General features: G+C 63.2%; 23 protein-coding genes. 15 read left to right on the forward strand and 8 right to left on the reverse strand.

Going from position 1 to position 21,579, the window contains the following annotated elements; translation table 11 throughout:
* Positions 1-25 precede the first annotated feature (25 nt).
* The 7 genes from murQ to NMG46_RS16710 all read left to right on the forward strand — a co-directional run bounded on the left by murQ (position 26) and on the right by NMG46_RS16710 (position 8,355).
* Positions 26-949, forward strand: a complete 924-nt coding sequence (murQ, locus tag NMG46_RS16680; protein ID WP_254818739.1) for an N-acetylmuramic acid 6-phosphate etherase — start codon at positions 26-28, stop codon at positions 947-949.
* A gap of 99 nt (positions 950-1,048) precedes the next feature.
* Positions 1,049-2,569 (forward strand): ABC transporter substrate-binding protein, encoded by a 1,521-nt coding sequence (locus NMG46_RS16685; RefSeq protein ID WP_254818740.1) that lies wholly within the window; start codon positions 1,049-1,051, stop codon positions 2,567-2,569.
* A 34-nt stretch (positions 2,570-2,603) separates the two neighbouring features.
* The gene (locus NMG46_RS16690) at positions 2,604-3,563 is read left to right on the forward strand and encodes an ABC transporter permease (RefSeq protein ID WP_254818741.1); all 960 of its coding nucleotides are present in this window, start codon (positions 2,604-2,606) and stop codon (positions 3,561-3,563) included.
* A complete protein-coding gene (locus tag NMG46_RS16695; protein ID WP_254818742.1) occupies positions 3,563-4,402 on the forward strand; it encodes an ABC transporter permease in 840 nt (279 codons plus the stop codon). The genes NMG46_RS16690 and NMG46_RS16695 overlap by 1 nt, the downstream gene beginning before the upstream one ends.
* Positions 4,399-6,147 (forward strand): ABC transporter ATP-binding protein, encoded by a 1,749-nt coding sequence (locus NMG46_RS16700; RefSeq protein ID WP_254818743.1) that lies wholly within the window; start codon positions 4,399-4,401, stop codon positions 6,145-6,147. The genes NMG46_RS16695 and NMG46_RS16700 overlap by 4 nt, the downstream gene beginning before the upstream one ends.
* Positions 6,148-6,217: 70 nt before the next feature.
* On the forward strand, positions 6,218-7,219 hold the full coding sequence (locus NMG46_RS16705) for a serine hydrolase (protein WP_302895795.1): 1,002 nt from the start codon (positions 6,218-6,220) through the stop codon (positions 7,217-7,219).
* A gap of 5 nt (positions 7,220-7,224) precedes the next feature.
* Positions 7,225-8,355, forward strand: coding sequence for an anhydro-N-acetylmuramic acid kinase (locus tag NMG46_RS16710; protein WP_254818744.1), 1,131 nt, complete (start codon positions 7,225-7,227; stop codon positions 8,353-8,355).
* On the opposite strand, the gene NMG46_RS16715 is transcribed toward NMG46_RS16710, so the two are convergent.
* Both NMG46_RS16715 and NMG46_RS16720 read right to left on the reverse strand, forming a co-directional pair.
* Positions 8,352-8,783: an N-acetyltransferase gene (locus tag NMG46_RS16715; RefSeq protein WP_254818745.1), complete on the reverse strand. Its 432-nt coding sequence runs from the start codon at positions 8,781-8,783 to the stop codon at positions 8,352-8,354. The genes NMG46_RS16710 and NMG46_RS16715 overlap by 4 nt on opposite strands.
* Positions 8,784-8,832: 49 nt before the next feature.
* On the reverse strand, positions 8,833-10,008 hold the full coding sequence (locus NMG46_RS16720) for an MFS transporter (RefSeq protein WP_254818746.1): 1,176 nt from the start codon (positions 10,006-10,008) through the stop codon (positions 8,833-8,835).
* Positions 10,009-10,056: 48 nt separating this feature from the next.
* On the opposite strand from NMG46_RS16720, the gene NMG46_RS16725 reads away from it, so the two are divergent.
* The 3 genes from NMG46_RS16725 (at position 10,057) to NMG46_RS16735 (ending at position 12,284) form a co-directional block, all read left to right on the forward strand.
* On the forward strand, positions 10,057-10,596 hold the full coding sequence (locus NMG46_RS16725; protein WP_254818747.1) for an Lrp/AsnC family transcriptional regulator: 540 nt from the start codon (positions 10,057-10,059) through the stop codon (positions 10,594-10,596).
* A gap of 139 nt (positions 10,597-10,735) precedes the next feature.
* Positions 10,736-11,275 (forward strand): dihydrofolate reductase family protein, encoded by a 540-nt coding sequence (locus NMG46_RS16730; protein ID WP_254818748.1) that lies wholly within the window; start codon positions 10,736-10,738, stop codon positions 11,273-11,275.
* 22 nt (positions 11,276-11,297) lie between these two features.
* The gene (locus tag NMG46_RS16735; protein ID WP_254818749.1) at positions 11,298-12,284 is read left to right on the forward strand and encodes a sigma-70 family RNA polymerase sigma factor; all 987 of its coding nucleotides are present in this window, start codon (positions 11,298-11,300) and stop codon (positions 12,282-12,284) included.
* 5 nt (positions 12,285-12,289) lie between these two features.
* On the opposite strand, the gene NMG46_RS16740 is transcribed toward NMG46_RS16735, so the two are convergent.
* Genes NMG46_RS16740 through NMG46_RS16765 form a run of 6 tightly spaced genes read right to left on the reverse strand, consistent with a single transcriptional unit; the run spans position 12,290 to position 16,675 of the window.
* Complete coding sequence (locus NMG46_RS16740) at positions 12,290-13,549, reverse strand: ABC transporter substrate-binding protein (protein ID WP_254818750.1); 1,260 nt, start codon at positions 13,547-13,549, stop codon at positions 12,290-12,292.
* A gap of 48 nt (positions 13,550-13,597) precedes the next feature.
* On the reverse strand, positions 13,598-14,026 hold the full coding sequence (locus NMG46_RS16745; protein ID WP_254818751.1) for a DUF4440 domain-containing protein: 429 nt from the start codon (positions 14,024-14,026) through the stop codon (positions 13,598-13,600).
* Positions 14,027-14,034: 8 nt separating this feature from the next.
* Positions 14,035-15,090: an aldo/keto reductase gene (locus NMG46_RS16750; protein ID WP_254818752.1), complete on the reverse strand. Its 1,056-nt coding sequence runs from the start codon at positions 15,088-15,090 to the stop codon at positions 14,035-14,037.
* Entirely contained in the window at positions 15,087-15,446 is a 360-nt protein-coding gene (locus NMG46_RS16755; RefSeq protein WP_254818753.1) for a TIGR04076 family protein, read from the reverse strand. Before NMG46_RS16755 ends, NMG46_RS16750 begins: the two co-directional genes overlap by 4 nt.
* Positions 15,447-15,935 carry a DUF3830 family protein gene (locus NMG46_RS16760; protein WP_254818754.1) on the reverse strand — a complete coding sequence of 163 codons (489 nt, stop codon included), beginning with the start codon at positions 15,933-15,935 and terminating at the stop codon, positions 15,447-15,449.
* The gene (locus tag NMG46_RS16765) at positions 15,932-16,675 is read right to left on the reverse strand and encodes a GntR family transcriptional regulator (RefSeq protein ID WP_254818755.1); all 744 of its coding nucleotides are present in this window, start codon (positions 16,673-16,675) and stop codon (positions 15,932-15,934) included. The genes NMG46_RS16760 and NMG46_RS16765 overlap by 4 nt, the downstream gene beginning before the upstream one ends.
* 125 nt (positions 16,676-16,800) lie before the next feature.
* Between NMG46_RS16765 and NMG46_RS16770 the strand changes: the two genes are divergently transcribed.
* From NMG46_RS16770 to NMG46_RS16790, 5 genes are read left to right on the forward strand one after another with little or no spacing between them, the layout of a single operon-like run.
* Positions 16,801-17,598, forward strand: coding sequence for an ABC transporter ATP-binding protein (locus NMG46_RS16770; protein ID WP_254818756.1), 798 nt, complete (start codon positions 16,801-16,803; stop codon positions 17,596-17,598).
* Entirely contained in the window at positions 17,595-18,344 is a 750-nt protein-coding gene (locus NMG46_RS16775) for an ABC transporter ATP-binding protein (protein WP_254818757.1), read from the forward strand. The genes NMG46_RS16770 and NMG46_RS16775 overlap by 4 nt, the downstream gene beginning before the upstream one ends.
* Positions 18,341-19,249 (forward strand): branched-chain amino acid ABC transporter permease, encoded by a 909-nt coding sequence (locus NMG46_RS16780; protein ID WP_254818758.1) that lies wholly within the window; start codon positions 18,341-18,343, stop codon positions 19,247-19,249. The genes NMG46_RS16775 and NMG46_RS16780 overlap by 4 nt, the downstream gene beginning before the upstream one ends.
* Positions 19,246-20,226, forward strand: coding sequence for a branched-chain amino acid ABC transporter permease (locus NMG46_RS16785; RefSeq protein ID WP_254818905.1), 981 nt, complete (start codon positions 19,246-19,248; stop codon positions 20,224-20,226). The genes NMG46_RS16780 and NMG46_RS16785 overlap by 4 nt, the downstream gene beginning before the upstream one ends.
* Complete coding sequence (locus NMG46_RS16790; RefSeq protein WP_254818759.1) at positions 20,226-21,518, forward strand: FAD-binding oxidoreductase; 1,293 nt, start codon at positions 20,226-20,228, stop codon at positions 21,516-21,518. The genes NMG46_RS16785 and NMG46_RS16790 overlap by 1 nt, the downstream gene beginning before the upstream one ends.
* Positions 21,519-21,579: the final 61 nt, after the last annotated feature.

Here is a 21,579-nt window from a genome sequence, read left to right on the forward strand (position 1 = left end):
CTTACGGCAGATTGAAAGTAAGCAAGTGGTCGAACATGGGTTGATGTCGGAGTTGGAGCGGCTGGTCTCCGAGGACCGCAACCCGAGAACCATCGACATCGACCTGTTGCCGACCATCGAGGTGCTGCGCAAGATCAATGACGAAGATAAAGGCGTTGCGGCCGCCGTCGAGAAGGTCATTCCTGAGATTGCTGCTGCCGTGGACCGGATCGTCAGCGCGTTCCAGAAGGGTGCGCGCCTTGTCTATGTGGGCGCTGGCACCAGCGGCCGGCTCGGCGTCCTCGACGCCTCGGAATGTCCGCCGACCTTCGGCGTACCCGAGGACATGGTGGTGGGCCTGATCGCCGGCGGCGACGACGCGCTGGTGCGCTCCGCGGAAGGCGCCGAGGATGACCCGAAACAGGGTGTAAAGGCATTGCAGGACATCAAGCTGACCGCCGACGATGTGGTGATCGGCATCGCTGTCAGCGGGCGCACGCCCTACGTCATCGGCGGCCTGACCTATGCCAAGCAGGTGGGAGCGACCACGGTGGCGCTGTCCTGCAATCCGCGATCGACCATTGCCGGCATAGCCGACATTGCCATCTCTCCGGTGGTCGGCCCGGAGGTTCTCACCGGCTCGACCCGACTGAAATCGGGAACCGCGCAAAAGCTGGTGCTCAACATGCTGTCTACCGCCAGCATGATCCGCATCGGCAAGAGCTATCAGAACCTGATGGTTGACCTCAATCCAAGCAACAAGAAGCTTGTCGCCAGGGCGGTCAGGATCGTGATGCAGACGACCGGCTGCGCGGCACAGCAGGCACGACAGGCACTCGACCAGACCGGCAACGATGTAAAACTGGCAATCCTGGTGACGATCACCGGCATGGGCGTCGAAGAAGCACGTAAGACGCTTGCCAACGCGGGAGGTTTCCTGCGCAAGGCGATAGGCGAAAAGACGGTGTAAGACCGCATCGACACTGGGCCGATGTTCCGGGGCGTGTGTCCCTTTGAAGCGGTCCGGCGAACTGCAAGGCATCAGGTTTAACAATAATGGGAGACGACAATGGTACGGCACATTGGCAAGAAACTGCTTTCCGGCATGGCCCTCGCGGCAATGGTTGGCATCGCCGCGCTACCGGCGCAGGCGAGTGCGGCGACGCTGCATATGGCGTGGTCGCAGGACGCCACCGGTCTTGATCCGCACAAGCAGACGGCATTCTCCTCACTGCGGCTGCTGGAACTGATCTATGAGCCACTGGTGCGGCTCGACACAAACCTGCAAATCACGCCCGCGATTGCCGATTCATGGCAGTTCTCGCCGGACGGCAAGGAGCTGAGTTTCAAACTCAATCCGAAAGCAAAATTCCAGAACGGCGCCGCCGTGACCTCGGCCGATGTCAAGGCATCGTTCGAGCGCATACTCGACGAGAAGACCGGCGCGGCCGCGCGTGCCAACTTTCTCTCGATCGCCAGCATCGACACACCCGATCCAGCCACCGTCGTGTTCCACCTCTCGCAGCCGGATGTGCCGATCCTGACGGCGATGAGCGACGTCAACGCCGCGATCGTCCCGGCAAGCGAAATCACGGCCGGCTCGATCGGCACGACGACGATCGGCTCGGGTCCGTTCAAGTTGGAAAAGTGGGATCCGAATTCCAAGGAAGTGCTTGTCGCCAACAAGGATTGGGCGGGCGGCACGACCGGCGTCGACGGCATCGAGATCAGCGTGCTGCCGGACGAGACGGCGATCCTGGCGGCGATGCGCAGCAAGCAGATCGATTTTGCCCTGCTCAACGATCCGCTTGTCGCCACGCTTGTGCCCAAGGAAGCCAGCCTGCAGTTGAACCGTGTGCCGGTGCTTGCCTATCACGTGCTGCAGCTCAATCCTTCCCGCAAGCCGATGACCGAACTCAAGGTGCGTCAGGCGATTTCCTGCGCCATCGACCGGCAGGAAGTGCTGGACACCGCCTCGCTCGGTGAAGGCAAAGTCACCGGCCCGCTGACTATCCCGGCCTTGGCGACCGATCCGAGCCAGTTGTTCTGCTATAAGCGCGACGTCGAGAAAGCCAAGCAGCTGATGGCCGAAGCGGGCTACGCCGACGGCTTTTCGGCGACCGTGATCGGCGCCACCGGCGAGCCGCCGACGGCAGCGGCGGAAGCCCAGGTCATCCAGTCGCAACTCGCAGAAATCGGCGTCAAGCTCGACATCAAAATGATGGAGCTCAACGTCTATGTCGATGCCTGGCTGAAGGGCGATTTCGACATGGCCATCGCCCTGAACGGCGGCAGGGCCGATCCCTACACTATGTACAACCGTTACTGGACCAAGACGGGCAATCTGCAGAAGGTCGCGAACTATATCGACGATACGCTGGACAGTCTTATGCAGAAGGGCCGCAGCGAGACCGACCCGGCAGCGCGCAAGGCGATCTTCGCCGACTTCGAGAAACACATCACTGAGATGTCGCCCTGGATCTGGCTCTACACGTCCTACAGCTACACGGCACAGCAGAAGAATATCGCAGGATTCGAACCGGTGCCGACAGGCTCGCTGTTCAGCCTCGCCAAGGTGACGATCCAGTAGCTGCTTTGGTGCCAGACGAGAGGGTATTCTTCGCGTGAACTATCTGATGCGGCGACTGGCAACCTTCCCTCTCGTCCTGCTTGGTGTGTCCATCGTCGTGTTCCTGGCGATCAGGATGGTTCCGGGCGATTCGATCACGGCAATGCTGGGGACCGAAGCCGGCCTGCTGACGCCGCAGCAGCGCGATGCGCTTGCAGCTTATTTCGGCATCGACCAGCCCTGGTTCATCCAGTACTGGCGCTGGCTGCTTGGTCTTTTCCAAGGTAATCTCGGCATTTCGTCCACCTATGGCAGGCCGGTGCTCGACGTCATCCTCGAGCGTTTCCCGCTAACGTTGGAGCTCGCCCTGCTTTCGATGGTCATCGCCCTGGTTGTCGGCATGCCGGCCGGGATTTTTGCCGCCACCCATAATGAAAAGCTGTCCGACCTCGGCGTGCGCGTTGTCGCAATGATCGGGCAGTCGACGCCGAACTTTGTCCTTGCCCTGCTGATCATCTACACGCTGTCGGCGGGGTTTGGCGTTTTGCCGGCGATGGGCGAGTTTTCCCCGCTGTGGCAGGATCCGCGGCGCAATCTCGGCCAGCTGTTGCTGCCTGCGGTCACGCTTGGATTTGCCTTCGCGGCTTCGGTGACCCGCATATCGCGTTCGGCGATGCTCGATGTGCTCTGCGACGACTATGTCAGGACGGCGCGCAGCAAAGGCGTTTCGGCGCGCGGCGTCATCTGGCGACATGCTTTGCCCAACGCGCTCATCCCGGTCGTGACGCTGAGCGGCATAGAGTTCGGCTATCTGCTGGGCGGGGCAGTCATCGTCGAGCAGATATTTGCGCTGCCCGGTCTCGGCCGTATGGTGCTGGATGCCATCCTGCAGCGCGACTACGCGCTGGTGCAGGGAAGCGTGCTGTTCATCGCCTTCAACTTCATGATCGTCAATCTCCTCGTCGACCTCGCCTATGTCGCGCTCGACCCGCGTATCCGGCTAAGCGAGCACTGATGGCGACATTGCGGGCTATATTTGCGCATCCCAGCGGCCGCATCGGCGGTGCCATCGTTGCGCTTTATCTGCTGCTTGCCGTGCTTGGCATGCTGGGGCTGACGCCGCACAATCCGCTGACGCAGCACCGGGTCGAGCGACTGCATGCGCCTGACGGCACCTACTGGATGGGCACGGACCTGTTCGGCCGCGATGTCGCAAGTCGGCTGATGACCGGGATCGGCCAGTCCTTCATCGTGGCCTTCTTTTCGGTCGCCTTCGCGACACTGGCCGGCACCGTGCTCGGGCTGGCGGCAGCCTGGTTCGGGCGCCGCTGGGACGGCTTGGTGATGCGCATCATGGACGTTGTGCTGGCGTTCCCGGCGATCCTGCTGGCGCTGCTGATCGTCGCGGTTGCTGGACCGGGAACCTCGACCAGCGTCATTGCCATCGCCATCGTCTACACGCCGATCTTCACGCGCGTCGTGCGAGGTCCGGCTCTGTCGCTCAAGGCGCGCGAGTTCGTCGACGCGGCCCGCACGTTCGGCAGCAGTGCGGGCTATATCGTAACACGCCATCTGCTGCTCAATCTGGTGGCGCCACTGACGGTTCAGGTGACGCTGGCGCTGGCCTGGGCACTGCTGACCGAGGCCGGCTTAAGCTTCCTCGGGCTAGGCACGCAGCCGCCCGCCGCGTCGCTTGGCCTGATGCTGAGCGACAGCCGCAATCTGATGGAGACAGCTCCCTGGCTGATGATCTTCCCCGGCGTGGCGATCATGATCAGCATCCTCGGTTTCAACCTGCTCGGCGATGCGTTGCGTGATGTCCTCGACCCGAAGATGCGGAGATCGATTGCATGATTCCGCTGCTGTCCGTCAGCGGATTGCGCGTCGGCTTCGGCCGCAACCCGAAAGCCAATGAGGTCGTGCGCGGCGTCAGCTTCGATCTCGCCGACGGCGAGACATTGGCAATCGTCGGCGAAAGCGGCTCGGGCAAATCGGTCACGGCGCTGTCGATCAATCGCCTTGTCGATTATGGCGGCGGCCGCATCACCGCAGGCTCGATCACGCTGAAGCGGGTCGACAACAGCATTTTCGACCTGACCGCCGCGGACGAGCCGCAACTGACGAAGATCCGCGGCGGTGAAATCGGCATGATCTTCCAGGAGCCGATGAGCTCGCTCAATCCGGTGCTGACCATCGGCAGGCAGATCGAGGAATCGTTTCGCCTGCATCGCGGCCTGACCGGCCGGCAAGCAACGGCGGCGGCCAAGGACGCGCTCGACCGCGTGCGTATTCCGGACGCTGCACGGCGACTGAATTACACGCCCAACCAGCTTTCGGGCGGCATGCTGCAGCGGGTGATGATCGCCATGGCGCTCGCTTGCAACCCGCGCCTGCTCATTGCCGACGAACCAACGACGGCGCTGGATGTTACGGTGCAGGCGCAGATCATGGCGCTGCTCGCCGAGTTGAAGCAGGAAACCGGGATGTCGATGATCTTCATCACCCACGACATCGGTCTGGTTGCAGGCATCGCTGACAAGGTCATGGTGATGCAAAGCGGGGAAGCTGTCGAGCAGGGCGCGCTGAACCAGATATTGGACGATCCGCAGCATCCCTATACGCGGCATCTGCTTCATGCGGTGCCGCATTTCGCCGGCGGCAGTGCCGCACGCAAGGACGTGCGACGCGAAACGCAAAAAGCTGCCGAGCCGGCGCTGACGGTCAATGGCCTCGTGGTGCGGTTTCCGGTCAAGGCTGGGTTTTTCAGCCGCGTCAGCGGTGCCGTGCACGCGGTGGACGGGGTGGATTTCGAGCTAATGCCGGGCGAGACATTGGCGGTCGTCGGCGAGAGCGGTTCCGGAAAGTCCACCACCGCCCGCGCGATTCTGGGGCTGGTGCGCCCGACGCACGGCACGATCTCGGGCAGCGCGCGTAAGGCCTCCGCCGGGCAGAGCGCCCTTCCCGTGCAGATGGTGTTCCAGAATCCCTATGGCTCGCTCAATCCCAGACTCACCATCGAAAGCATCCTCGCAGAGCCGGTGATCGCTACCGGCGGACGGATAACTGCTGAAATACGGGCGAAAATGGCCGCGCTGTTGAAACGGGTCGGCCTTCCGGAAAACAGCCTGCAGCGCTATCCGCACGAATTCTCCGGCGGCCAGCGGCAACGCCTGTGCATCGCTCGCGCGCTGATGCTCAATCCTTCGGTTGTCGTCCTCGACGAAGCGGTTTCGGCGCTCGATGTGTCGGTGCAGGCCAGGGTGCTGGAGCTTTTGGTCGAGCTGCAGCGTGAATTCGGGCTGGCCTACCTGTTCATCTCGCATGACATGGCTGTCGTCGAGCGGATCGCCCATCGCATTGCGGTCATCTATGCCGGTCAGATCGTCGAGATCGGCGATGCCAGATCGGTGCTCTCGGAGCCGAAGCACTCTTATACCAAACAGCTTATCGCGGCCGTTCCCACCATAGACCGGCGGCATGAACGTTTCGAGCTCGACACGCGCCAGGTCCCCTCGCTCGTGCGTCCGCTGGGATTTGAGCCGGGCCCGGCCAATTGGCAGCAATTCGGGCCGGATCATAGAGCGCGGGTGGAAGTGTGATGATTGTCACCCGAAAGCATGCAGAGTCAGGCGGACAGCCTCCTCGCTGCCGTTCAGACGGAGGCCGCAATTGATCGACCATGATCTCTTCGACCGCGCATTCGCCCCGCTCGAAGCGGCCGTGGCTGCGTCGCGCATTCCTGGCGGCGTGCTCGGCATGGCCGACCGGGACGGTCAACGCATCGTCCGGGCAATCGGCTCGGCCCAAGTCGTGCCGAAGGTCAGGCGGATGCATATCGAAACATGGTTCGATCTGGCGTCGCTGACCAAAGTCATTTTTACGACGCCGCGCATCTTGGCACTGGCGGAGGAAGGCGTCATCGACCTCGACGCGCCGCTGATTTCGGTCCTGCCCGACCTTCGCCAATATGATGAAAAAGCCTGGGAACGGAAGGTGACGTTTCGCCAGTGCCTCGGTCATCAGACGCCGTTTCCCGCCGTTGCTCCAATCTACACCTATGGCCGCGATCCCGAGCTGTTGCGTGCCTTTGTCCTGCAGCGCGAGTGGCAGGCCGGGGAGCCGGTCTATTCCGATATCAACTTCATTCTGCTCGGCTTCGTCCTGGAGCGCCTGTCCGGCAAGACCATTCGCGACATGGATCCCGGTCCGAGCTTCGCGTTCTCCACCGAACCGGATCGCGCGGCGGCCACAGAAGACTGCACATGGCGGCATCGTGTTCTCAGCGGCGAGGTCCACGACGACAATTGCTCGGCATTGCAAGGGGCCGGTCACGCCGGGCTGTTCGGAACGGCGGCCGCGATCCTCGATTTTGCGCTAGGGCTGCTGGACGGGAGCGGCGCATCCGAGCGTTCAATAGCGCTGATGCGCACGCCCTTGTCGGCAACCCGCACCCACGGCTGGGAACGGCCTTACGAAGGCTGGTCCGGCGGCCGGCTGTGCAGCCCCGGCACAATTGGCCATACCGGCTTCACCGGCACCGGGCTTTGGGTCGACTTCGACAAAGGCAGAGCATGGACCTTGCTCACCAACCGGATCCATCCGACACGTCATTTCAACAGCGGGATCGCAGCGCTTCGCCAAGCGGTCGGCGATCTCGTCAACGGAGCCTGACAATCATGAATCCGAAGAATGGCGAACCAATCTGGGCCGTCGGCCTGATGACCGGCACCGTGCTGGACGGCAATATCGACGTCGCGCTGATCAAGACCGACGGCGAACGGATCGCGGATTTCGGCACCTACACGCTGGCCCCCTACCCGCCGTCGATCCGGACCTTGCTGGAAGAGACGCTTAGGCAGGCAAGGAGCTGGAATTTCACCGGGCCGGAACCGGCAATCTTCCACGAGGCAGAGGAGGCGCTGACGCGCGCCCAGTCTCAGGCAGTCAAGGACCTGGTCGAACGCCACGGGCTGACGATGGCCGATATCGGCGTCGTCGGCTTCCATGGCCAGACCGTGCTGCACCGTGCCCCGCAAGTGGGCCGACTGGGCCAGACCCGCCAGCTCGGCGACGGCGAGCTGATGCATGCCATCCTGGGCACCAAAGTCGCCTATGACTTCCGCTCGGCCGACATGCGCGCCGGCGGCCAGGGTGCGCCGCTCTCGGCCGCCTATCACGCTGCGCTGCTGCGCGAAGCCGACGCCAGCGGCGACACGGCGGTGCTTAATCTCGGCGGCGTCGCCAACATCACCTGGTGGGACGGCACGGACAATGTTGTTGCCTTCGACACCGGACCCGCCAACGCACCGCTGAACGACTTCATCAAATCGAAGGGTCTTGGCGAAATGGACCGCGACGGCGCGCTGGCCCGCGCCGGGACGGTCGACGAGTCACGGCTGGCCAAGCTCCTGCAGCACCCGTATTTGACCAAGCCTTACCCGAAATCGCTGGACCGTTTCGATTTCGACGCCTCGATGGCGAACGGGATGAATGCCGAGGATGGCGCAGCACTGCTGACGGCCTTCACCGCGGCCGCGGTCGGCAAAGGGCTCGATCTTCTGCCGCGCCGGCCGAAGCGGCTGGTGGTCAGCGGCGGCGGGCGCCACAATCCAACGATCATGGCCATGCTTGCCAGCCGCGCCGGTGTCGAGGCCGTGCCGGCCGAGGCGATGGGCTGGAAGGGCGATGCGGTGGAGGCGGAGTGTTTTGCCTTCTTGGCAGTGCGCGTGCTTAGGGGCTTGCCGATCAGCTTCCCCAGCACGACCGGCGTGCCGCAGCCGATGCGCGGAGGGCGGCTCGCCGGCTAGTCGTGCTTCAGGTTCTTCTGTAAGAAGATGCGGCTGCGGCCGATGGGAAAGTCGGCGAGCGCACCGAACGGCCGGTAGCCGTGGCGCTCATAGGCCTTGGCCGCCTTGGGATTGAACGTGTCGATCCAGGCGCCGTGACAGTCGCGCGCGATCGCCTCCCTCTCGGCCGCCTCGAGCATCCTGCCGGCCATGCCGTGGCCGCGCAGTTTTTCATCGACCCAGAGCCATTGCACATAGAGCCAGCCCCAGGCGGTGTATCCCGAGATGCCGGCGACAATAACGCCGTGCTCATCGCGCACGAACACGGCCAATGCCTTCCTGCGGGAGGCGCCGACATCACTGTCGTTGAACGCAGCAAGCCGCTCTCCGAGAAAAGCCAGCTCGTGCGGCAAGGGATCGGCGGTTGTCTCAAGCGTTGTATTGTCCATCCACCAAGCATCTATCGATGGACGGGGCCGAGACGCAAGCCTTGCTGCGCTATAGCTTCGGCGAACGCCACGCCGCTGCCACAGCAGCGATCAGCATGAGCAGGGCTGCAACCACCGCCGACGTCGCAAAACCGAATGTGGAATAAAGCGGTCCGAACGCCGTGGTGCCGACGAACACGGCGAGGTAGGTCACCGCGCTGTTCAAGCCCATGATCGTGCCGCGCCGCGCAGGATCGAGCGCGGACAGGCGCATCACCAGGACGTTCAGCCCGAAATGATTGGCAAGGCCCCAGACGGCTATCATCGCTATGGTCAGATGGAAACTACTGCTCGCCGCGGCAATCGCGACGTAGACGGCCGCGACGAGCAGGTAGGCAAATGGCATGACACGCCGCGCGCCCAGGCGGTCGATAACGCCGTCAAGAAGTGCCGCCGCACCAAATCCGGCGCCATAAGCGAGCGCGGCCAACCCGTTGGCGCTGACCGGCCGTCCCAAGCCATTGTGAAGGTGATCGCCAAGATAGCCATAGACACCATAGAACGCGGTCATGAATGCGGCGCAGGCAACCAGAAGCGGCACTATGCCGGGGACGCTCAAAGCGCCCAGCGGCGTCGGCGCCGGGCCGCTCTTCCTGACATCGCTCAGCGACGTCAGCGTCAGGCTTGCCAATGCGAGTGCTGCGAGCACCGCGACCGCCGCGAAAACGGCGCGCCAATGCACCAGGTCGGCAAGTACGGCCGACAGCGAAACCCCGGCGATCATGCTCAGCGTCCAGCCGGTCAGCACCACGCCTATGGTGCCGCTTTCGCGGCCGGGCGGTGCAATCGCGGCGGAGCTGGCGTAGATTGCCGGCATGGCGACACCTGCAGCGATGCCGGCGAGAAGCTGGGCCGCGACCAGCGCCGTCACCGTCGGCGCAGCAGCGCTGGCGACGAGCGCTATCGCCAGCAGCAGCAACGCTCCTTGCAGCATGCGGCGGGCACCAAGCCGGTCGATATAGCGCGCCAGGAACAAGGCGCTCGCCGACGTACCGAGCCCGAACGCGGCGGACGCGATCATAACCGCCGGCACGCTTGTGCCGAAGGACGCGGCCACCGCCGGTGCGATCGGACCGAGCACCAGCGAGTTCGAGCCGATCACGGCAATGCATCCGGTGAGGAGGTAAGCGAGCGCCGGGATAGGCGGCCTTGCCGTAAATGTTGCGACTTGATCACTGTTCGACATACGGCGATAATGGCCGTATTAAATTCTGCATCAATAGGGAATTTCATTATGGATGAAGAAACAGATGGCATTCCGCAGAACAGGCCTGCCGCCCGCGATATCGATGCAATCGACCGAAAAATATTAGGCGTTCTGGTCGACGACGCCACGATCAGCTATGCCGAACTCGGCGACCGGGTCGGCCTTTCACCGCCGGCAGCCCATGAACGCGTCAAGCGCCTGCGGCGCAGCGGTGCCATCCGCAACACCGCGATCATCATCGATCCAAAAGCGGTGCACAAGCCGCTGCTTGCCTTCGTCCATATCGACACCAAGGGGTGGGGCAAGACGCCGGAGCTGATGGCAATCTCCGAACACCCCGAAGTCGAGGAGATTCATTCGGTGGCCGGCGACACATGCATGCTGATCAAGGTCCGCACTGAGGACACGCGGGCACTCGAAGGCCTGTTGTCGCGCCTCTACGAAACGCCTGGTGTTACCTCGACCCGAAGCTATGTGGTCCTGTCGACCTATCTCGAGCGGCCGGTGCAGCCGGGGATAACGACGGAATGGCCGACCCCCCGGCACATGGCCAAGCCGCTTTATTAGCTCATACGATCCCCACGCGTATCCAAAGTCGAACCGGAAACGTCTTAGGCACTGCATCCTGTGGTCATCCGTCGGGCCGGTTCGTTTGCGCCGGTTCTTGGATCCGACGGGATGCCTGTTGCGCAACCGGAGACACGCGATGAGAAAATTAATCGTAGGCAGCTTCATTTCGCTGGACGGCGTCATCGAAGCACCAATGGAATGGGCCTCGCCATTCTTCGACGAGGAGATGAAGGAACACTCCTATGAAAAGGCCGGCGAGGCGGATTTTTTCCTGCTCGGCCGCATCACCTATGAAATGTTTTCGGCGCGTTGGCCGCAGGTCAAAGGCAGCAAGTACATGGACCGCATGAACGGGCTGAACAAGCTCGTCGCTTCGCGCAGCCTCAAGGCAGTGAGCTGGAACGCATCGCTGATCCAAGGCGACGTCGCTGCCGAAATCGCCAGGATCAAGCAGCAAACCGGCGGCAACATATTGAAGTATGGAGTGAGCAATCTCGACCAGACGCTGCTCGCCAACAGGCTTGTCGACGAGTATCAACTCTCGATCGTGCCGACCCGCGTCGGGCACGGCAAACGCGCTTTCCAGGATGTCGACCCGTCCCTGGTCAAGCTGGAGCTTATAGATACGCACCGTTTCAAGAACGGCGTGATCACGTTGACCTATGTCCCGATGTGATCCGCCGCCGAATTGAATGCCAATGAAGATGCAGCCAAGACTTGACCCGACCGGGCTTTTCGACGTCCGCTACGCCGGCTTCCTGGAGACAGTCGCGCATTTGCGTGGACGGCTGCACCGCTACTGTGCACGTATGACCGGTTCGACGCTCGACGCCGAAGACGTGACGCAAGAGGCGCTGTTCGAGGCTTATCGGAAGATCGAGAAGCTGGACGATGCGACTGCTCTTCGCCCTTGGCTGTTTCGCATTGCACATAATCGCTGCATCGATTTCCTGCGAAGCCGGCAGGTGCGTCAGCATGCGGAGGCCAATTTCGTCGAAGACGAGATAGTCTTGCCGGTCGAGCCGGCGGCCCAGGGCGCGGATCGCGCGATGGAACGGCTGGTGATCCACCTGCCGCCCAAGGAACGCGCCTGCGTCCTGCTCAAGGACGTCTTCGACTATTCGCTGGAAGAGATCGCCGATCTCGTCGGCTCGACCGTGGGTGGCGTCGAGGCCGCGTTGAGCCGTGGCCGCTTCAAATTGGCCGCCTTGTCAGGTGAGCCAATCGTGCGTTCGGAGCCCCAGCGCGATCCGGAACTTCTGGAATTGCTCAGCCGCTATGTCGAACTGTTCAACCGCCGCGACTGGGACGGGGTTCGGGCGTTGACCAGCGCCGACGCACAATTGCGGGTCGCGGATTGCTTCAAGGGCAGGCTGTCGGAATCACCTTACTTCGTTGAATATGAAAGAGCCTCGACGGCCTGGAAAATGGCGATTGGCATGATCGATGGCGAGGCGGTGCTGCTCCTGCTCCACCATGGCGAAGACGGTTGGAGGCCGGCCCATCCGGTTCGGATCGAAGCCGCTGGCGGGACCATAAATCGCATCACCGATTATTATGCCTGCCCCTGGATCATGCCGACGGCTGTGCGGTGGTCGTTTCCAGGCCGGCCTAACCAGCAACAGGACATGCAAGCGTCCGGCATCAACCTCAATGAAATGGGATCGATGCCGGACAAGACATAGGGGGCTTACTGAAGCTTCGCCTGCAAGGCGTTGACGTCATCCGTCGTCATTTCGCCATCGGTCGTCACCTTGCCGTCGACGATCTTCCAGAGCCGGAACGGGCCGGTGATGTCGCCGTACTTATCGAAGGTGACCGGCCCGATGACGCCTTCGTAGCGGATCGGCTTGCCGTCCTTGATCAGGCCGAGCGCCTTGGCGAACTCGTCCTTGCCGGCATAGATCGGCGTGCCGGCCGGATCGACCGCCTTGTACATCGCGTCCTTGATCTTGGCCGGATCCTCGGAGCCGGCAATCGCGATAGCCAAGCCGACGATGGCGCCGGCATCATAGGACCGGTCGGCCGCCGGGTTCGACGGCTCAATGCCCGAAAATTCCTTGTAGTTCTTGGTGAAATATTCGGTCGATGCGGTCGGGCTGGTGCCCGAAGAAGTGCCATAGGCATCCTTCAAATAGTCGGCGCCGACGGATTCGATGAAATCCGGGCTGTTCATGCCGTCATTGAGCAGGAATTTCTGGACGCCGCCCTGCGAAATCCAGGTACGGGCGATGGTTGCGCCATCGACAGGCGTGCTGACGAGGTAAAGCCCGTCCGGCTCGCCGGCCATGGCCGCGGTCACTTCAGAGGCATAGCTCGACTGCTTTTCATTGTAGGGCGTGTCGGAGACGATGGTGCCGCCGAGGGCCTTATAGGCACGCGAGAATTCCGCCACCATGTTGACGCCGAAGTCGTTGTTGACGTGGATGACCGACAGCTTCTTGAAGCCCTTGTCGATGGCATATTTGGCGGCGGCGACGCCCTGCAGAGCGTCCGAGGTGATGGTGCGGAAGAAGATGCCATTGGTCTTGCCGTCGCGCCCGAGCGCCGTCAGCGTCGGCGACGACGAAGCCGGCGACACCTGGACGATCTTGGCCGGCGCGGTGACCGAGGTCAGGATCGGGATCGACACAGAGGAGATGATGCCGCCTATGATCACCGGCACCTTCTTGACCTGCACGAGCTGGGTTGCGGCGTCGACCGCAATGTTGCCCTGGCTCTGGCTGTCGCGGGTGTCGGTCGCGAGATCGCAGCCGCGCACGCCGCCGGCATCGTTGATGTCGCGGAATGCCATTTCGACCGACTTGGCGCCTGCCTGGCCATATTCGCCGGCCGGGCCGGTCAGTTCCATGACGAGGCCGACGGTGATCTTGCAGTCGGCGGCCTGCGCTGCGCCGGCCGCTGTCAGCAAGGCGAGCGCGGTGGTGATCTGAAGTATCGTCTTTGTCATTGTTGTTCCCCTTTCGTTACACGACTCTCATTCACGTCTTGAGCCTGTTCAGCCTTCCGGCACCTGCAGCCAGGTTTCATGCAGATGTCGCCATTCGACGCCGTTAGGCGCCGATGAACTGGTGGTGAAAACGGCACTCGAGCGACGGCGGCTGTGCTTGCCGGCGCGTTGCTGTGCCTCGACGTAGCAGACGACGATCGTGTCGCCGGCCTGCCAGCCGGCCCGGATGTGCTCGATCGAGATGGTGAAATCGCCGTCGCAGCTGGCGCGGCTTGCGCTGACATGGTCGAGCACCGCGTCACGATCGAGGACCTGACCGTCCGGCGCAACCATCTGGAAGCCTTTGCCCATGACGCTTTCGAAGCGCCTGAAATCTGCATTGTCCGCACTTGCCGCGTTGAACCAGTCGACGAAGAAGCGGTGGAGATCGACCACCTCGACGCTGGCGCGGGAAAGCAAGGAGGGGTTTTCGTCCATGGCCGCGTTCATTTCCTGCCTGCATTCAAATTGTAATGCATGATCGAGCCGTGGCGGCCGTGACGGTCGCGTTCCAATGTGTAGACGTCGCCCAGCGGCCCCCGACTTTGCGCGATTACGGCAGCGATCCTCGCCCGTTCGTCTGCATCGAGCGCGACGTCCATGATTCTGGCATTGGCAAGGGCGTGCGCCTGGTTGCGGGCGCCGACGATGACGGCCGCCACTTGCGGCTGCTCCAGCACCCAGGCGCTGGCGATGGTGGCGATGTCGACACCGCGGTGGTCGGCGACGGCCTTCAGTGTGCGAAGCAACTCCTGGAAAAGCTCCCAGCCGCCGAAATCATCGATGATCAGCTTGTATTTGACCAGCGACCGGTTTTCGAGCGGCGTCTGCGGCTCGGTAACGCCAAGCCATTTTTCACTAAGGAAGCCGCCCGCCACCGAACCGTAGCAGAGGAAACTGACGCCATACCGGCTGGCGAGTGCTGCAAGGCTGTTGGCCGGCCGCTGGTCGAGCACCGAGTATTGCAATTGCTGGCTGACCAGCGGCACACCCGCGGCCAGGATCTCGGCCAGCCGCAGCGTGTCGAAGTTCGTGGTGCCGATATTGCGCACCTTGCCTTCCCTGCGGATCTCATCAAGCCAGCCCATCGCATCGACATAGCGGGGCACCGAATAGTCCCACCAATGGAACTGCACAAGATCGAGGCGCTCAGTCTTCAACCGCCGCAGCGACTGGTCGACGATGCTGCTGATGTAGTCGCGGCCGATCGTGGAGAGCCGTTCGAGGTCAGGCACCAGCTTGGTGTGCACCTTCATCTTGGCGGCAGCGTCGAGGCCACGCTCATTGGCGAGGCGCAGGCGCGCCGCACCAATCAGTTCCTCGACACCGGTATAGATATCGGCGCAATCATAGGTCCAGATGCCGGCGTCGAACGTGGCGATCAGGTCGCTCACCGCCTGTTGGCGATCGACCGCGCCGTGCCCGCCGGCAAGCTGCCAGCCGCCGCGAATGACGCGCGAGATCGTGTAGCCGGGGCTGAGCTCGAATGCCTTGGCGGTCATCTCTGGTCACTTTCCCTGGGCAGCGGCACCGCCGTCGTTTCGGCATGGCTGAATCGTCGCTTGCCGGTCCTGATGATCCGCAGCCGGCTGGCGCAATTGGGATCTGGACAAGCGATCTCGGCGTCCGATGTCATCCAGTCGTTCCTGTGGGTCGGGCGCTGTTTTGCCGCGAGCAGCGGCAGCACGGCTGATATCGAATAGATCGAAAAACCCTGGCCCGCCGGCATCGACAGCATCTCGCCCTTCAACTCGAAATAGTCGCCGGCCTTGGCGCCGCAATAGATCGGCTTGCCCTCGGGGATAACCGCCTCGACGCGAAGGTCGAAGAGTTCGAAACTGTCGTCGATCTCGGCCATTCAGATCTCCACCCGGGTGAAGGTGATGTCGCAGGCGCCGTTGCGGCGGATCACGCCACAAGCGGCTGCGAATTCATCGCGCTGCTCAGGCACCACCTGCGCGACGACGCTTCCGGCAAGCCAGCCGATCGGGAACAGCAGGCGTGCGCCCGCTCCGTAGAACAGGCCGATATCGAAAATAGCATTCGGATTGCCGCCCCACATGCGCGGCGGCACGTAGGACAACACGATGTCGCCCGGCTGCGGCGTCAGCGTTGCATTCTCCGCCGGCAAGGGCCTGGCATAGGTTTGGCCCTCAAGATCGACTGATGGAACCGGGCAGGAAATCTCAGGCCCCGTCCACATCGCATGGATGCCGGCAACGACGCGCGGCTGCTCGAGATAGGCCAGCAGGAAGGCGGCATTGTCGGGCGCCTTTTCAGGCAACAGCAGTGCGGTCACGGAAAGCTGTGAGCGCGGCTCGGTGATGCTGATGCCAAGCGCCGTCATGCCCTCAATCCTTCCTTGCTTGTAGATTGGAGCTTGTCGCGCAGAAAGGCGAAGGGCCGGCTGATGTCGGCCACCAGGGCCTCGCGCGCCGTTTGCGCATCCTGCCTGGCAAGCGCGGCGACGATGCTGCGGTGATAGTGGGCGGTGTCGACCTCGCCGGCGTCGGAAAAGGCGTAGATGGCGACGCGGATACAGGGTCCGGATTGCAGCCAAAGGCTCTCGATCATCGGGATCAGCACGGCGGAACCGCAGCAACGGTAGATCTCGAAATGGAAGCTCTGGTTGAGCGTCGCCTCGCGATCGATATCCTTCTTTTGCTTCAGTGCCCGCATCTCGTCCCACTCGCCTAGCATGGCTTCGACCGAAGCAATCTGGCGCGGGTTCATGCGCGTGGCGGCAAGTGCTATCGCTTCGCCCTCTATGAGCGACCGAGCCCGCAAGAGATCGTCGATACGCTCCAGCGTGATCGGCGGCACGCGCACCGAACGGTTGGGAAGCGCCTCCAGCGCCTTCTCGGTGATCAGCCGTCCGAGCGCCTCGCGCACCGGCATGGTGCTGGTGACCAGCGCGTCGGCGAGGCCGCGGATGGTCAGAACCTGGCTCGGCTCGAAAAGGCCGCCGATCAAGGCGCGGCGAAGCTCCGAATAGACGCGATCCTGCACGGTCTCGCGACCGACCGGTGTAAGCTGGGCCGCGATCACCTCATTGTTCTTGTTCTTTTCGACGGCGGCCTTCTGCATTGGCAATTCCGGTCTTGGCCGTTTTCGGCTTGCGGAAGAAATTAAAGCCGAATAGCGTGATCAAAGCAAGTGTGATCACAAATCAAATCATAGGCGACGAAGATCGCTTTCGGCCAGAGGGATTGATGAGCGACACGACGGAACGGCAGGAGGAGATCCGCACGCCGGTCCTCACGGCCAGGAACGTCCTCAGACGCTTCGGCGGGCTCGTTGCGGTCAACAATGTCTCGTTCGACGTCCGGCCGGGCGAAATACTTGGCCTTATCGGCCCGAACGGCGCAGGCAAGACCACGATGTTCGACCTGCTCGCCGGCAGCATTCTGCCGACCAGCGGCGAAATCCTCCTCAACGGCGTATCGGTGTCGGGGGAAGCTGCCCATCGCCGCATCCGCCGCGGCCTCGGCCGCACGTTCCAGATCCCCCGGCCCTTGCCTAACCTGACGCTGATCGAAAACGTCATGCTGGCCGCGCAAGGGCAGGCCGGAGAAAAACTGCTCGCCAATTTCCTGACGCCCCGGCGGGTCGCTGCCGAAGAACGGGCTGCCGAGATAAGAGCCGTCGAACTACTCGAGCTCGTCACGATCGCTCACCTTGCGCACGAGCCGGCGCGCGTGCTTTCAGGCGGCCAGCGCAAGCTGCTCGAGCTGGCCCGCGTGATGATGGCCGACCCGGCGATCATCCTGCTCGACGAGCCGGCGGCCGGGGTCAACGCAACCCTGCTCGAGATCATCATCGACCGCATCCGCGACATCAATGCGCGCGGCATCACCTTCCTGCTGATCGAGCACAATATCGACATGGTGACGCGACTCTGCCACCGCGTGCTGGTCATGGCGAGCGGCCAGCTTCTGCGCGAAGGCACTCCGGACGAGGTGGCGCGTGACCCACGCGTCATCGAGGCCTACCTCGGAGGCACGGCATGAGCCAAAGGGTACTCGATGTCCGCGATCTCGAAGCCGGCTATGAGCCCGGCGTTCCGATCGTGCGCGGCGCCTCGATCACCGTCGACAAGGGCGAGATCGTCGTCGTCCTCGGCCCCAACGGCGCCGGCAAGTCGAGCCTTATCAAGGCCATCGCCGGCCTTGTCCCGATCACCGGCGGCACGGTGCTGCTGGACGGCAAGGATATCACGGCGTCGCCCGCCCACACCATGGTCCGCCTTGGCCTTGCCTTCGTGCCACAGACGGAGAACATCTTCCCGCTGATGTCGGTCGAGGACAATCTCAGGGTCGCCTGCGGCATTCTGAGGCCGCGCGAGGTCCCCGCCCGCATCGAGGAAATGTATGCGGTCTTTCCCGATCTCGCCCGTCAGCGCAGAACAGCCGCAGGCAATCTGTCGGGCGGACAGCGGCAGATGCTGGCCGTCGCGCGGGCGTTAATCGTCCATCCCAAGGTGCTGGTGCTCGACGAGCCGTCGGCCGGCCTGTCGCCGAAATTCGTGTCGATGGTATTCGAGATGCTGGCCGGCATCCGCAAATCCGGCGTCACCATCCTGCTGGTCGAGCAGAACGCGAAGGCAGCGCTTGCCATTGGAGACCGCGCCTACGTGCTGGTCGAGGGCAAGGACCGGCACCAGGGCATCGCCTCCGAGCTCTGGAACGATCCGGTCGTCGCCGAACTCTACCTTGGCCAGCGCCGCCCCGACTTTGGGAAAGGAGGCGCGGCATGAACCTGCAATTTGTCGTCGACGGACTGCTGGCAGGCTCGATGATCGGCCTCGGCGCCATCGGCGTGACGCTCACCTATTCGATCCTGCGCTTCTCTAACTTCGCCCATGGCGACTTCATGGCCTGGGGCGCCTATGCGACGCTGGCCGTGGTTGGCGCCATTGGCGCGATGTTCGGCAAGATCGCGCCGATCGCGCCCCTCTCCTTCGGTTGGCCGCTGATCGCCGCGCTCATCATCGGTATGGCGGTTACCGGCCTGCTGGCACTGGCGCTCGATCTGGTGCTGTTCGCGCGGCTGCGGGCCAAGGGCCAGGCGATCATCGTGGTGATGGCGAGCTTTGGCGCCTCGATGGCGCTGAGAAGCCTGCTCGAATTCATCTTCACCTCGCGTCCGACCTATTTCAGCCGGGCCATCCAGATCGCCATGCCCGTCGGCTTCGGCATTCGCATCACCCCCGACCAGATCGCGCTGCTGCTGCTGACGGCCGTGCTCGTGCTCGGCGTGCATCTGCTGATGACCCGCACCCAGACCGGCCGTTCGATGCAGGCATTGAGCCAGAACGCGGCACTGGCGCGCATCGTTGGCATCGACGTCGCCAAGGTGGTGCGCGTCACCTGGCTCATCAGCGCGGCGCTGGCCTGCGTCGCCGGCGTCATGATCGGCATTCTCATCCAGATCCGCCCATTCATGGGTTTCGAGATGCTGCTGCCGATGTTCGCGGCCGCCATCCTCGGCGGCATCGGCAGCGTGCCCGGCGCCGTCCTCGGCGGTGTGATTATCGGCATGGCCGAAGCGGGTGCCGTGCAATTGATCGGCGCCGAATGGCGGGCGGCCGTCTCCTTCGTCATCCTGATGGCGGTGCTGTTCGTGCGCCCCGTCGGCCTTTTCGGAGTGAGGGAACGCTGATGGATCTGCTCGGCTACGGCGCTTTCTTCCTGACCACCGCGCTGATTTTTTCGCTCGTCACGCTCGGGCTCAACCTGCAATGGGGGCTGACCGGGCTTTTCAATGTCGGGGTCGCCGGCTTCGTTGCCATCGGCGCCTACACCTCGGCACTGCTGACCACGCCCGACGATGCCGCGCGGCTCGGCGGCTTCGGCCTGCCGATCCTTGTCGGCTGGCTCGGCGCCATGCTGGTGGGCGGCGTCGCGGCCGCCATTACCGGCATCGCGACGCTGCGCTTGAGATCGGACTATCTGGCGATCACTACTTTCGGCGTCGCCGTCGTCGTGCAACTGGTAGCGCTCAATGCCCAGAAGCTGACCGGCGGCCCATTCGGCATCGGCTTCATTCCGCGTCCGTTCGGCGGTCTTGCCGAAACGCCGTTGCTGTTCAACCTTTCGAACCTTGCGATCGTCTTCGTGATGACGCTGATCGTCTATCTCGCGCTGGAGCATCTGTCGCGCAGCCCGTGGGGGCGCGTGTTGAATGCGCTTCGCGAGGATGAGCGGGCCGCGATATCTCTGGGTAAAAGCGCGCGGTTCTACCGCGTCCAGGCCTTTGGCGTCGGCGGCGCCATCATGGCGCTGGCCGGTGCGCTGCAAGCCCATTTCACCGGCTTCATCGCTCCGGATAATTATCTGCCGGCGCTGACTTTCCAGGTCTGGGTGATGCTGATCGTCGGTGGCGCCGGCAGCAACATCGGCGCCGTCATCGGCAGCATCCTGGTCTGGGCGATATGGGCCGGTTCGGGAGCCTTGACCAGTGTGTTGTTCTCGCCGGAACAGCAGGCTCGTGCCGCCTCCCTGCAGATCGTCGCCATCGGCGTGATGCTGTGCGTCATCCTTCTGGTCAGGCCGAACGGCCTGTTCGGCGACAGGCCGCGGCGCGCAAGGTTCGGCAAGGGCGCGAAAGCGGCTCCGGACGAGAGCGCGGCGCGGTGATGAGCAGCGCTGCAGTGCCACGCGGCCTTTCGCTATGGCACGCCGTCGGCCGCAACCGCCGAGAACGACCCGCCCTCGAAGGTGCACTCGATGTCGATCTGGCGATTGTCGGCGGCGGATTCTTGGGCCTTTCAACCGCGCTGCACACCGCCGAGAAAGGCATCTCGGTCGCCGTCCTCGAAGCCGAAACCATCGGCTGGGGTGCGTCCGGCAGGAACGCCGGTTTTGTCGTGCCGAATTTCGCGAAAAGAGATCCCGAAGACATCATTGCCCAGCTCGGACCCGAACGCGGCGAACACCTTGTCGGGTTCGCTGCCGGCAGCGCCGACCTCGTCTTCGACCTGATCAAGCGGCATGCCATCGAATGCGATGCCGTCCAGAGCGGCTGGATACAACCAGCTCATTCGCCGCCCGCTTTGCAAAAGACCAGATCGCGTGTCGAACAATGGGCACGGCGCGGAAGACCGACTGTTGCGCTGGATAGACCGGCGGTCGAGGAGCTGACCGGCGTTCGCGGCTATCTCGGCGGCTGGATGGATCGGTCGGGTGGCGTCCTCAATCCGGTCGAATATGCGCGCGGCCTCGCCGATGCGGCGGAAAAAGCCGGCGCGCGCATTTTCGAACATACGCGTGTCGCGTCGATCGATCACCTAGGCGATGGTTGGGCTTTGAAGACGGCCTCCGGCTCGGTACGCGCAGGAAAGGTGCTGGTCGCCACCAACGCCTATGGCGGGCCGCTGGATCGCGCGCTGCGGCGAACCTATTTCCCGCTGAAAATCTTCCAGATCGCGACAGCGCCGCTGCCGCGCGAAATACGCACTCGCCTGCTTCCTGGCGGGCAAGGCGTCGGCGACACAAGACGCAATCTCTTCACCTTCCGCTTCGACGGCGAACACAGGCTGATCACCGGCGGCATGCATGTTTTTGGCCCCGGTGCCGACACGCGGGTGCCGCGGGCGATCTGGCGGCGCCTGGCAAAACACCTCGACCTCCCGGAGATCCCGCCGCTTGAATATAGCTGGTCGGGGATGGCTGCCGTCGAGCCCGACTTCCTGCCGCGCCTTGTCGATCTCGGCCCCGGCCTGATCGCGGGCTTTGCCTGCAACGGACGCGGCATCGCCATGACGACGAGCATGGGCAAGGTGCTTGCAGATTGGGCTGATGGAACAAAGCCTCAGGATTTGCCGCTGCCGTTTGCGCCGCCGGCGCCGATCCCGCTCCACGGCCTGACGCGGCACGCGCCAAACATGCTGCTTCCCCTAAGCATGCTGCGCGATCGGCTGGATGGCTGATCGACGTGCGTGTCCGTCCGCCGTCCTGATACCGAACCGCTAGACTCGCTCAAATCATGTT

It is taken from the genome of Mesorhizobium sp. LMG 17147, assembly GCF_024297145.1.
Classification (GTDB): domain Bacteria; phylum Pseudomonadota; class Alphaproteobacteria; order Rhizobiales; family Rhizobiaceae; genus Mesorhizobium.

Bases quoted from the DNA above. Each gene is read 5' to 3' on its own strand.
- NMG46_RS16750 (WP_254818752.1), bottom strand. From the start codon at position 15,090: ATGACCGCCAAGGCATTCGAGCTCAGCCCCGGCTACACGATCTCGCGC.
- NMG46_RS16790 (WP_254818759.1), top strand. From the start codon at position 20,226: ATGAGCAGCGCTGCAGTGCCACGCGGCCTTTCGCTATGGCACGCCGTC.
- NMG46_RS16730 (WP_254818748.1), top strand. From the start codon at position 10,736: ATGAGAAAATTAATCGTAGGCAGCTTCATTTCGCTGGACGGCGTCATC.
- NMG46_RS16735 (WP_254818749.1), top strand. From the start codon at position 11,298: ATGAAGATGCAGCCAAGACTTGACCCGACCGGGCTTTTCGACGTCCGC.
- NMG46_RS16780 (WP_254818758.1), top strand. From the start codon at position 18,341: ATGAACCTGCAATTTGTCGTCGACGGACTGCTGGCAGGCTCGATGATC.
- NMG46_RS16685 (WP_254818740.1), top strand. From the start codon at position 1,049: ATGGTACGGCACATTGGCAAGAAACTGCTTTCCGGCATGGCCCTCGCG.
- NMG46_RS16740 (WP_254818750.1), bottom strand. From the start codon at position 13,549: ATGACAAAGACGATACTTCAGATCACCACCGCGCTCGCCTTGCTGACA.
- NMG46_RS16770 (WP_254818756.1), top strand. From the start codon at position 16,801: ATGAGCGACACGACGGAACGGCAGGAGGAGATCCGCACGCCGGTCCTC.
- NMG46_RS16720 (WP_254818746.1), bottom strand. From the start codon at position 10,008: ATGTCGAACAGTGATCAAGTCGCAACATTTACGGCAAGGCCGCCTATC.
- NMG46_RS16765 (WP_254818755.1), bottom strand. From the start codon at position 16,675: ATGCAGAAGGCCGCCGTCGAAAAGAACAAGAACAATGAGGTGATCGCG.
- NMG46_RS16725 (WP_254818747.1), top strand. From the start codon at position 10,057: ATGGATGAAGAAACAGATGGCATTCCGCAGAACAGGCCTGCCGCCCGC.
- NMG46_RS16745 (WP_254818751.1), bottom strand. From the start codon at position 14,026: ATGGACGAAAACCCCTCCTTGCTTTCCCGCGCCAGCGTCGAGGTGGTC.
- NMG46_RS16710 (WP_254818744.1), top strand. From the start codon at position 7,225: ATGAATCCGAAGAATGGCGAACCAATCTGGGCCGTCGGCCTGATGACC.
- NMG46_RS16775 (WP_254818757.1), top strand. From the start codon at position 17,595: ATGAGCCAAAGGGTACTCGATGTCCGCGATCTCGAAGCCGGCTATGAG.
- NMG46_RS16760 (WP_254818754.1), bottom strand. From the start codon at position 15,935: ATGACGGCGCTTGGCATCAGCATCACCGAGCCGCGCTCACAGCTTTCC.
- NMG46_RS16755 (WP_254818753.1), bottom strand. From the start codon at position 15,446: ATGGCCGAGATCGACGACAGTTTCGAACTCTTCGACCTTCGCGTCGAG.
- NMG46_RS16700 (WP_254818743.1), top strand. From the start codon at position 4,399: ATGATTCCGCTGCTGTCCGTCAGCGGATTGCGCGTCGGCTTCGGCCGC.
- NMG46_RS16715 (WP_254818745.1), bottom strand. From the start codon at position 8,783: ATGGACAATACAACGCTTGAGACAACCGCCGATCCCTTGCCGCACGAG.
- NMG46_RS16695 (WP_254818742.1), top strand. From the start codon at position 3,563: ATGGCGACATTGCGGGCTATATTTGCGCATCCCAGCGGCCGCATCGGC.